The organism is Methylobacterium sp. J-088 (genome assembly GCF_022829295.1).
Taxonomy (GTDB): domain Bacteria; phylum Pseudomonadota; class Alphaproteobacteria; order Rhizobiales; family Beijerinckiaceae; genus Methylobacterium.
The window spans coordinates 1-8,738 of sequence record NZ_JAKSYH010000063.1 but is presented as its reverse complement, the minus strand read 5'-3'; the positions used below and the strand labels follow the sequence as shown (position 1 = coordinate 8,738).

At 68.4% G+C, this 8,738-nt stretch carries 14 protein-coding genes; 3 read left to right on the top strand and 11 right to left on the bottom strand.

Features of this window, described 5'->3' with window-relative positions:
• The 8 genes from MKK63_RS08110 to MKK63_RS08075 form a co-directional block, all read right to left on the bottom strand.
• Positions 1 to 225, bottom strand: a 225-nt coding sequence (locus tag MKK63_RS08110) for a hypothetical protein (protein ID WP_244000466.1), incomplete at its 3' end; no start/stop codon positions are given.
• A gap of 247 nt (positions 226 to 472) precedes the next feature.
• Positions 473 to 1,423, bottom strand: coding sequence for an N-acetyl-gamma-glutamyl-phosphate reductase (gene argC / locus MKK63_RS08105; RefSeq protein WP_244000463.1), 951 nt, complete (start codon positions 1,421 to 1,423; stop codon positions 473 to 475).
• Between the two features lie 165 nt (positions 1,424 to 1,588).
• Positions 1,589 to 2,074: a 30S ribosomal protein S9 gene (gene rpsI, locus MKK63_RS08100; protein ID WP_243918978.1), complete on the bottom strand. Its 486-nt coding sequence runs from the start codon at positions 2,072 to 2,074 to the stop codon at positions 1,589 to 1,591.
• A gap of 2 nt (positions 2,075 to 2,076) precedes the next feature.
• On the bottom strand, positions 2,077 to 2,538 hold the full coding sequence (rplM, locus tag MKK63_RS08095; protein ID WP_007565855.1) for a 50S ribosomal protein L13: 462 nt from the start codon (positions 2,536 to 2,538) through the stop codon (positions 2,077 to 2,079).
• A gap of 212 nt (positions 2,539 to 2,750) precedes the next feature.
• Complete coding sequence (locus MKK63_RS08090) at positions 2,751 to 3,341, bottom strand: CoA-binding protein (RefSeq protein ID WP_244000461.1); 591 nt, start codon at positions 3,339 to 3,341, stop codon at positions 2,751 to 2,753.
• Between the two features lie 29 nt (positions 3,342 to 3,370).
• Complete coding sequence (locus MKK63_RS08085; RefSeq protein WP_244000459.1) at positions 3,371 to 4,657, bottom strand: nucleotide sugar dehydrogenase; 1,287 nt, start codon at positions 4,655 to 4,657, stop codon at positions 3,371 to 3,373.
• A 167-nt stretch (positions 4,658 to 4,824) separates the two neighbouring features.
• Positions 4,825 to 4,962: a hypothetical protein gene (locus MKK63_RS08080; RefSeq protein ID WP_244000457.1), complete on the bottom strand. Its 138-nt coding sequence runs from the start codon at positions 4,960 to 4,962 to the stop codon at positions 4,825 to 4,827.
• 6 nt (positions 4,963 to 4,968) lie between these two features.
• Entirely contained in the window at positions 4,969 to 5,145 is a 177-nt protein-coding gene (locus MKK63_RS08075) for a hypothetical protein (RefSeq protein WP_244000456.1), read from the bottom strand.
• Between the two features lie 444 nt (positions 5,146 to 5,589).
• Here MKK63_RS08075 and MKK63_RS08070 point away from each other — a divergent pair, with 444 nt between their 5' ends.
• On the top strand, positions 5,590 to 5,877 hold the full coding sequence (locus tag MKK63_RS08070) for a hypothetical protein (RefSeq protein ID WP_244000454.1): 288 nt from the start codon (positions 5,590 to 5,592) through the stop codon (positions 5,875 to 5,877).
• A 133-nt stretch (positions 5,878 to 6,010) separates the two neighbouring features.
• On the opposite strand, the gene MKK63_RS08065 is transcribed toward MKK63_RS08070, so the two are convergent.
• Together MKK63_RS08065 and MKK63_RS08060 are read right to left on the bottom strand one after the other, a co-directional pair.
• Positions 6,011 to 6,238: a hypothetical protein gene (locus MKK63_RS08065; RefSeq protein ID WP_244000452.1), complete on the bottom strand. Its 228-nt coding sequence runs from the start codon at positions 6,236 to 6,238 to the stop codon at positions 6,011 to 6,013.
• A 127-nt stretch (positions 6,239 to 6,365) separates the two neighbouring features.
• Entirely contained in the window at positions 6,366 to 6,521 is a 156-nt protein-coding gene (locus MKK63_RS08060; RefSeq protein ID WP_244000450.1) for a hypothetical protein, read from the bottom strand.
• Positions 6,522 to 7,042: 521 nt separating this feature from the next.
• Here MKK63_RS08060 and MKK63_RS08055 point away from each other — a divergent pair.
• Together MKK63_RS08055 and MKK63_RS08050 are read left to right on the top strand one after the other, a co-directional pair.
• On the top strand, positions 7,043 to 7,348 hold the full coding sequence (locus MKK63_RS08055; RefSeq protein ID WP_244000448.1) for a hypothetical protein: 306 nt from the start codon (positions 7,043 to 7,045) through the stop codon (positions 7,346 to 7,348).
• Between the two features lie 327 nt (positions 7,349 to 7,675).
• Positions 7,676 to 7,921, top strand: coding sequence for a hypothetical protein (locus MKK63_RS08050; protein WP_244000446.1), 246 nt, complete (start codon positions 7,676 to 7,678; stop codon positions 7,919 to 7,921).
• 265 nt (positions 7,922 to 8,186) lie between these two features.
• Here MKK63_RS08050 and MKK63_RS08045 read toward each other — a convergent pair whose 3' ends face one another.
• Entirely contained in the window at positions 8,187 to 8,567 is a 381-nt protein-coding gene (locus MKK63_RS08045) for a VOC family protein (RefSeq protein WP_244000444.1), read from the bottom strand.
• Positions 8,568 to 8,738 lie beyond the last annotated feature (171 nt).

The following is an 8,738-nucleotide window of genomic DNA, read 5'->3' as shown; positions in this document are numbered from 1 at the left end:
GTGGACGAGATAGTCGCGCACGGGATCGGCGGTAATGCCGTACCACGTGGCGTAGAACGCGGCGTCGACATGCGGGGTGAGCGCGGCAACCTGCGCGTCGGCGCTGGCGAGATCGTCGACGGGCGGCAGGGCGGGGCCGGCTAGGCGGGCCAGCAGCGGGGCGCCGCGCGTCCGCGCCCAGCCCGAGATCGACCCGCTTTGGTACAGAGCTTTCAGCAGCGTCACGCGATCAATCTCACCAAGCCGCTCCCTCGGCCTTCCCGACCCGCTGCGTGGATCCTGACCGACCGACGAACCGTGCTTGTCTCAGGGCGGATCGGGCGCATTTGCGCGGAGGCGCAGACCCGCAGCGGAGCGCGTGCCGTCGTCAGGCACCCGCCCTATCGGATCACCGGCACGCGGTAAATAAGCCGGGTGACCATCGGACGGCCACCGGCGCCGCTTCGTCGCATCGGACCGGGACGCGCGATCCTCAGCCGTCGAGGCCGAGCATCAGCCCGATATTCTGCACCGCCGCCCCGGAGGCGCCCTTGCCGAGATTGTCCAGGCGCGCCACCAGCACCGCCTGCCCGTGCTCGGACGACCCGAACACACGCAGCTCCAGCCGGTCAGTCTCGTTGAGCGCCTCTGGCTCGATCTTCTCGATATGCGCCCCCGTGGCGGCGCCCGAAGCGACTTGCACCAGCGGCCGGTCGGCGTACCAGTCGCGGAGCACAGCTTCCAGATCGGCGGAAGCGGGCTTGCCCGGCAGCGCGTCGAGGTGGAGCGGGATGCTCACCAGCATGCCCTGCCGGAAATTACCCACGGACGGTACGAAGATCGGCCGCCGGGCGAGCCCGCTGTAGCGCTGCAGCTCCGGCACGTGCTTGTGGGCGAAGCCCAGGCCGTAAAGCAGGAACGGCGGCGCCGTGCCCTGCTCATAGGCCTCGATCATGCTCTTGCCGCCGCCGCTGTAGCCGCTGACCGCGTTAACGCCGATCGGGTGATCGGCCGGGATCAGGCCGCCCTCCACCAGGGGCCGTAGGAGCGCGATGCCCCCGGTCGGATAGCAGCCGGGATTGGCCACCCGCCGGGCGCGGGCGATCGCGGCACCCTGCTCCCGGGTCATCTCCGGGAATCCGTAGCTCCAGCCTTCGGCCACGCGATGGGCGGTGCTGGCGTCGAGGATGCGGGGTCCGCCGCCCGGCAGGCTGTCGGCGAGCGCCACTGTCGCCTTGGCGGCCTCGTCGGGCAGGCACAGCACGACGAGGTCGACTTCGGCGAGCAATGCGCGCTTGGCCTCCGGATCCTTCCGGTGCTCGGGGGCGATGCTGCGCAGGGCGACCCGCCCGTCGCGCTCCAGGCGCTCGCGGATGCCGAGACCGGTGGTGCCGGCCTCGCCGTCGATGAACACGGTGGGCTTTCTCGCGCCGTCGCCAGCCATCGTCCGTCTCGCTGTTTAAGTCTCATGCGCCGCCCGAGTCGGGCACGGTTGTTCAGGTGATCGCGCCGCACCATCGTGTCAACGGCCGCGCGGGACCGTCAGAAACGCGAAAGGGCGGCCCCCGCAGGAACCGCCCTCTCCGTGACACCGGTATGACCGGGTGTCTTAACGCTTGGAGAACTGGAAGCTGCGGCGGGCCTTCTTGCGGCCGTACTTCTTACGCTCGACCACGCGGGCGTCGCGGGTCAGGAAACCTTCGCGCTTCAGCGGCGCGCGCAGCTCCGGCTCGTAGTAGGTCAGCGCCTTCGAGAGGCCGTGGCGCACCGCGCCGGCCTGACCCGAGAGGCCACCGCCCGCCACCGTGACGTTGATGTCGTACTGGTCGATACGGCCGGCGATCTCCAGCGGCTGGCGCAGGATCATGCGCAGCACCGGCCGGGCGAAGTACACCTCCACCGGGCGCTTGTTGATCGTGACCGTGCCGTTGCCGGGCTTGATCCAGACGCGGGCGACCGCGTCCTTACGCTTGCCGGTGGCGTAGGCCCGACCCTGAGCGTCCAGCTTCTGGACGTGGACGGGGGCCTCGTTGGCGGGGTCGGCCGCGCCGGTATTCGCCCGGTTGAGGTCGGCGAGGGACTGCAGGGTCGCCATGATCAAGCGCTCACGTTCTTGCGGTTGAGGGCGCCGACGTCGAGCGCCTGCGGCTGCTGGGCGACGTGCGGGTGCTCGGCGCCCTTGTAGACGCGGAGGTTGCCGAGGATCTGGCGGAAGAGCGGGCCGCGGGGCAGCATGCGCTCGACGGCCTTCTCGACCACACGCTCGGGGAAGCGCCCTTCGAGGATGAACTTGGCCGTGCGCTCCTTGATCCCGCCCGGATAGCCGGTGTGGTAGTAGTAGCGCTTCTGGACGTACTTGCGGCCGGTGAACTTCACCTTGTCCGCGTTGACGACGATGACATGGTCGCCGCAATCGACGTGGGGCGTGTAGGCGGCCTTGTGCTTGCCGCGCAGGCGCATCGCCACGATCGACGCCAGACGGCCCACAACGAGGCCCTCCGCGTCGATCACGATCCACTTCTTGTCGACCTCGGCGGGCTTCAGCGAGGTGGTCTTCATAGCCAAATCCCAGGGGTTCCGACGCATCCGACCCCGACCGGCGGGGCCGTCAGGCATAGGGGTGCCGAAAAAGGAGCCGCCGCGTGGGGGGCACGCGGCGGCGGTAGCGGGTGCATAGCCGGACGCGCATGCCGGGTCAACACGGAACTGATTTTTTCTCGAAAATCCAACTTTCCGAGTGGGTTAGCGGATGCGGTATCGGGATACCTCATTCACTCGCTGCGCCGGCCGCGCTCGGCGATGGTGAGCTTCTGGACACCCTTGGCGGCGAGCACCGGCTTGCGCGCGGTGAGGATCCGGGAATTCACCCCCGTCCAGCCGATCTCGCCCGAGAGCCGCCCGTACTCGATCTTGGGACAGCGGTTCATGATCACCGTGAGGCCCTGGGCCTCGGCCCGGGCAGCGGCTGCGTCGTCGCGCACGCCGAGCTGCATCCAGATGATTCTGGGCAGGGGCGAGAGCGCCAGTGCCTCGTCGACCAGCGGGCCCGCAGCGGCGGAGTTGCGAAAGATCTCGACTATGTCGATCGGTTGGCCGCCCAGGGAGGCCTGCGCCTCGGCGAGCGTCGCCGCGACCCGGCGGCCGAGCAGATCCTGGCCGGCGAGGCCGGGATTGACCGGGATCACTGCGTAGCCCCGGGCGAGCAGGTATTTCAGCACGATCCAGCTCGGGCGAGCGGGGTTTGCCGAGGCGCCCACCAGCGCGATCGTGCGCGTATCGTTCAGGATCGCGCGGATCCGCGCGTCGGGGTAGCGCGCATGCCGATCGGCAACCGCGCCGGGTTCGTCGCCTGTCGCCTGCATGGCGTGCCTCCTCCGCTGGGCGACCCGTGCTACAGCCGCCAGACCTCGAAGCCCAGTCGCGCGAAGGTCGCCCGGTCGTGGAGCGCCTTCACGTCCACCACCAGACCCCCGGGCCGCAGCCGCGCGGTGATCGCCGCCGGCCCCAGAGCGGCATAATCCTGATGCGGGACGGCGATCACCACCGCGTCGGCCGCGTCGGGCAGGTCGTGCCACGCGACCAGCGCGATCCCGTACTCGGCCCGGGCCTCCGCGGCGCTGGCGCGGGGATCGTGGACCGCGACGGTGCAGCCGAATTCTTCCAACTCCCGGACGAGGTCGGCGACCTTGGAGTTGCGCAGGTCCGCGCAATTCTCCTTGAAGGTCAGGCCGAGCACGATGACACGGCCTCCGCCCGGCCCCCCGCCCCCGCGGACGATCCGTTTGACCGTCCCGCGGGCGACGTGGGCGGCCATGCTGTCGTTGATGCGCCGCCCGGCCAGGATCACCTGCGGGTTGTAGCCGATCATCGCGGCCTTGTGGGTGAGGTAGTAGGGATCGACCCCGATGCAGTGGCCGCCGACGAGACCCGGGCGGAACGGCAGGAAATTCCACTTGGTGCCGGCCGCCTCGAGCACCTCCAGCGTGTCGAGGCCGAGCTTGTCGAAGATCAGCGACAGCTCGTTCATCAGGGCGATATTGAGGTCGCGCTGGGTGTTCTCGATCACCTTGGCGGCCTCCGCGACCCGGATGGACGTGGCAGCGTGGATGCCCGCCTCGATGATCGAGCCGTAGAGCGCCCTCAGCCGTGCCAACGTCTCAGGGGTGTCGCCCGAGACGATCTTCATCACCCGGGTGAGGTTGTGCTCCCGGTCGCCCGGGTTGATCCGCTCCGGTGAGTAGCCGACGAAGAAATCCGTTTTCCAGCGCAGGCCGGAGGATTGCTCCAGGACGGGGATGCAGATCTCCTCGGTCGCGCCGGGATAGACGGTGGATTCGAACACCACGGTCGTTCCCGGCCGCATGTGCTGCCCGACCAGCGCGGCAGCCTGGATCAGCAGGTCGAAATCCGGCCGCTGGGCCGCATCGACGGGGGTCGGGACCGTGACGATGATGACGTCGACCGCCGACAGTGCGGCGGGATCGTCGGTGATCGTGAGGTGCCGGGCGGACTCGAACGTCGCCGCGTCGACCTCGCCCGCGGGGTCGCGGCCGGCGCGGTAGGCGGCCACCTTGCCGGCGGACCGCTCGTAGCCGATCGTTGTCCGCATTCGGCCGAAGGCGAGGGCCAAGGGGAGCCCGACATAGCCCAGGCCGACGACTGCCACGCTCTCCGCCACGCCGCATCCCTCAGCGGACGCCAGAAGCTCCAATCACCGTGCCGCCCGCCCGGCGCGTATAGGGGGGGGACGGGCCCGCGTCGATCCGAATCACGGACGATGGCGGTGGGCTGCCCCATCGTCCGCGATGCCCGCATGCCTGGGGCGCCCGCCCGGCGCCCGCCTTCTCAACTGTCCGTCTCGACGTGCTCATCCCATTCGATCCGGCGTGGCCGGATCGCCGGCACGGCTGCGCCAATGCCGATCCGGACCGCCGTTCCCACGATGGCGATCGCGGCGCAGATGAGGAGGATGGTGTCGAGCACGGTGTTTCAGATCAGAGATCGGCCGGCACGATGATGCCGGGCGGCGCGCTGGCGGGCGCGCGTGTTGTGGAGGCGCCGCATCTGTTCCTGAAGGAGCAGATCCTCGTGCACCGGATGAACGGCCGTCACGGAGCGAAGCGGGGCTTCCGAGCGGTCATCGCCCTGGGGATAGACTGGTTTCATCGCCGCCCTCCTCAGTAGTCTCTACGCATGAGCTTAGCCATTTGTAGATTAATTGCAACCCTACCTGACGAATAGGCCGGGCGGATCGCGGAGCAGGCTCGGTGCAGCGGACCGTGACGGGTCTGAACGTGCGGGCGCCGAACTGCAACAGGCACGCACTTTTTCGTCGTGCCGGCCGCCGCGGGGCGCGGTGATCCGTTCCGCAGCTTCGGGATCCGCGGGCGATGCTGCTTGCCCAGCCCTTTCGGCGCTACCGCCTGGGACGGAACCTTCCGATTGCGGTGCGGATGCTGGAACATCCGATCGAAGCTTGTCCTTCATCCGAAGTGCTAAGACATGTGTTACGTGCAAGCCTTCCCGTTAACCGGTTCTTAACGCTTTGATCTTATCTCGTAGATGAGGGCCGACCGCTGGGGTCTGCTCCCTCTATCGGGCGAAATTCCGATGCTCTTCGTAGTCGCGGCAGCGCTCGGTGGCGGCGTGGCGACGGCCGCCCTTCTGGGTCCGATCAGTCCGCTTGCGGCGCTGATCACTGCGCCGTTCATCGCCAGCGCGACCGCCCTCCTGGCCAGCTTCGCGGTGGCATGGAGCCGAAGCCGCAACGGATCGGCGAATCAGGTCTCCGACGTGCAGACCGACGCGATGGTGGCGGCGCTTCGGACGTTGGCCGAGCAGGCCAAGCCTGCCGCTCCGGCCCCCCGGACCTCCGCCGAGCATCACCGGGTCGCTTGAAGCGCAAGAGCGCGTCGCAGCACAGACTTGGCATCACCAGTTGCGGGACTCGCCCGATCGCCGCGCGACTCCGGTTACGGCCGCGCGATGATCGTGCCCGGGCCGCCGACGTCCGCTCCGATCACCTGCCCGGTCACGGCGCGGCTACGGAAGCCGTCCGTTCCCCATGGCGCGGCATGCGCGCGCCCATCGCGCGGACATAGGCGGCACGCGCCATCAGGCGCTCGGCCAATGCGCTGCCCGGATGCCGGCATGCCAGTGCGCGGGCCGTATCTTCCATCGTCTCCGGCTCGACGCCCCACTGGAGCTGATCTTCCGCGGAGACGAGTAATCTCCAGAACGGGATGAATTCGTCCGACATTGGCACAGATTCCCGGGTGACTGTTGTACTGCCGGGTTCATTGCAAATATCGCTGCTATCGTCGGGTGTCCCGCCGCGGGTGGACCCGACTCGGGACGGGCAGCCGAAACGCTCAAGCCGGCGCGGATCAGGCGGCCAGCGCGAACGTGGCGCCCGCGAAGCCGAGACCGGCGAGGAACAGGCTCCCGCCCATCACCTCGAGGAGGGCGCGGTAGCGCGGGGACCACAGGGACGCGGCCGCCATGCAGGCGCCGGCGACGACACAGAATATGCCAAACGACATCATGGTGGCCTCCGCAGTTTACCGCACCTCGACAATTACGGTTGCGAATAGACCCGGTTCCAGCGCGCGCAGATTGTCGACAGCTTAATCCGCCCATCTTGCAGGCGGCGCGGTCTCCGCTCAACCGGAGCAGGTCGGCCACGTCGCGCATGGCGTTGATCGTCTTCATCCCGAGAATGGCGGTGATCGGCCGGGAGGACCTGTCCGCCTCGAGGACGGGCGTCATCGGGGCGTCGGCGGTTCGCGAGCGCCGTGTCGATCAGAAGGATCTCCAAGATCTCGGCGCAGGCTGGTTCGAGCCAGTGCGGCGAATCGATCTGAATCGATCCGTCTCTTGGCACGATCCGGCGGCCCGATCTGGTCCCGACGCGCCGCCCGGCCTCTGAATGCGGCCCGTCCTTCAGACGGCCCATGGCTCGGGGATGATGTCCACAGCGCGGCAGATATGACGCATGTTAGGGACCGGTCGTGGGCGTTATGCGAGGCTTATGATCAGTCTTCGTGTGTGCGTAGAGAACGACATGATTGAGGATACACCACGGGTCGCCAAGGAATTCCACGTCGGCGCGCGCGGTGACCGATATGCGTTGACGCGAGATCTGAAAACCGGTCAGCCCTACGTGCTGCACCGTCCCGGCGAGGACGTGCCGGAGGTTCAGCTCGACCTTGGCTCGTTCCTCGTGCTGTTTCGCGGGCAGGAAAGGGACGACCTCCTGCACCTGATCGCGTCGCTGCTGCCGGACGACGAATCCGCGGTCGAAGCGTATGCCGATCCAGTGCGGCCGGCTCGGTTCATGGCGCGCTGGCTGCCGAATCGGCAGGACTGATCGGTCAGGATCCGGATAGCGCGACCACGACACGGACGAGCGAGCCGCGTGCGATCGGCGCGAACAGGGCCAGGACCGAGGCCGGGACGATGCGCGTGACGGCGGCGTTCTCCTGCCGCTCGGCCTGCGGACCCGGTCGCCGCGACGGCTCCCGCTGAGGGGGATGGATCGGTTCTCGGGCAGGACGAGCACCGGTGCCCTTTCGAAGCGTGTGCCGCGGTGTGACTCCGCCACCCCACGCGCGCAGTTGTGTCGTCACCGCGACGATCGCCCGCTGCCCAATCGCGTCCTGCCGCGTTGTCCCACCCGAAACGCAGGAGACAGCGCATGGCCTACGTGACGATCGAGAAGGACGGCGAGCCCTGGATGCTCTGCCATTCGACCCATGCGGGCGAGATCGAGCGGCAGATCGAGACCGCCCGGGCGGAGGCGCCGACGGCGACCTTCACGCAGCGACCCTCGACCCCGATCGAGAGCCAGCACTGCGCGGACGCCATGGATGCGCAGGAGGGCGTGGCCGAGGACCCGTTCAAGTTCTTCGCCTACCAAGTCGTCGATGACTCGATCGCCTGAAGGGTGCGCCGGCGTGACGGCCGGCGTCCGCTGAATGCGCTCTCCGCCGCAGTGACACCGGTTCGGCGCGCGCGAGAACGTTGAAACGAGGGCTTAGGGCCGCGCCGAACAGGCCGTGGCCCTTCCGAGGCGGGCGTTCGACTGCGCCCGCCGTGGCGGCGGAATCTGACGCTGGCCCTGATGCGGCCCATTCGCATCGCGGCTGGGTCTGGACGATCGAGACGGGTGAGGAGGGCGCGCTCTGCGCGTCGCCCGCCCCGGCGCCTCAGCCGAGCCGGTGCAGGGCGCACAGCTTGTTTCCGTCCGGATCCCGCAGGTAGGCGAGGTACAGGCGGCCGGCGGGGCCGTTGCGCTCACCCGGCGGATCTTCGATCGCGCTCCCGCCATGCGCCGTTCCGGCCTTGTGCCAAGCGTCGGCTTGCTCCGGCGACTCGACATCGAAACCGATGGTGCTGCCGTTGCCTGCGGTCGCAGCGCGTTCATCGATCGGCTTGCTGATCAGGAAGATCGCGCCCCGATGCATGTAGACCACGCGGCCCAGGGGATCTTCCATGCCCGGTTGGCCGCCCATCGCCGCGAACAGGGCATCGTAAAAGGCCTTCGACCGGGCCATGTCGTTGGTGCCGACCATCATGTGGCTGAACACAGGCCATCTCCTCCACTGGGAGTCGCCTCAGCTAGGAGCCCGTCCGAGTAACGAGTTTACGCGGTGGGATGAGGGTGGAAGTGTGGGCAGACGTGGGCGTCGGCTTTGGGCTCAGTGACTGGCCTTGGCCAGCTTGAGGAGGTTGTGGGCGGTGCAGATCATCGCCCATTC

Bases quoted from the DNA above. Each gene is read 5' to 3' on its own strand.
- MKK63_RS08060 (WP_244000450.1), bottom strand. From the start codon at position 6,521: ATGTCGTTTGGCATATTCTGTGTCGTCGCCGGCGCCTGCATGGCGGCC.
- rpsI (WP_243918978.1), bottom strand. From the start codon at position 2,074: ATGGCGACCCTGCAGTCCCTCGCCGACCTCAACCGGGCGAATACCGGC.
- MKK63_RS08050 (WP_244000446.1), top strand. From the start codon at position 7,676: ATGGCCTACGTGACGATCGAGAAGGACGGCGAGCCCTGGATGCTCTGC.
- MKK63_RS08070 (WP_244000454.1), top strand. From the start codon at position 5,590: ATGCTCTTCGTAGTCGCGGCAGCGCTCGGTGGCGGCGTGGCGACGGCC.
- argC (WP_244000463.1), bottom strand. From the start codon at position 1,423: ATGGCTGGCGACGGCGCGAGAAAGCCCACCGTGTTCATCGACGGCGAG.
- MKK63_RS08075 (WP_244000456.1), bottom strand. From the start codon at position 5,145: ATGAAACCAGTCTATCCCCAGGGCGATGACCGCTCGGAAGCCCCGCTT.
- rplM (WP_007565855.1), bottom strand. From the start codon at position 2,538: ATGAAGACCACCTCGCTGAAGCCCGCCGAGGTCGACAAGAAGTGGATC.
- MKK63_RS08065 (WP_244000452.1), bottom strand. From the start codon at position 6,238: ATGTCGGACGAATTCATCCCGTTCTGGAGATTACTCGTCTCCGCGGAA.
- MKK63_RS08055 (WP_244000448.1), top strand. From the start codon at position 7,043: ATGATTGAGGATACACCACGGGTCGCCAAGGAATTCCACGTCGGCGCG.
- MKK63_RS08090 (WP_244000461.1), bottom strand. From the start codon at position 3,341: ATGCAGGCGACAGGCGACGAACCCGGCGCGGTTGCCGATCGGCATGCG.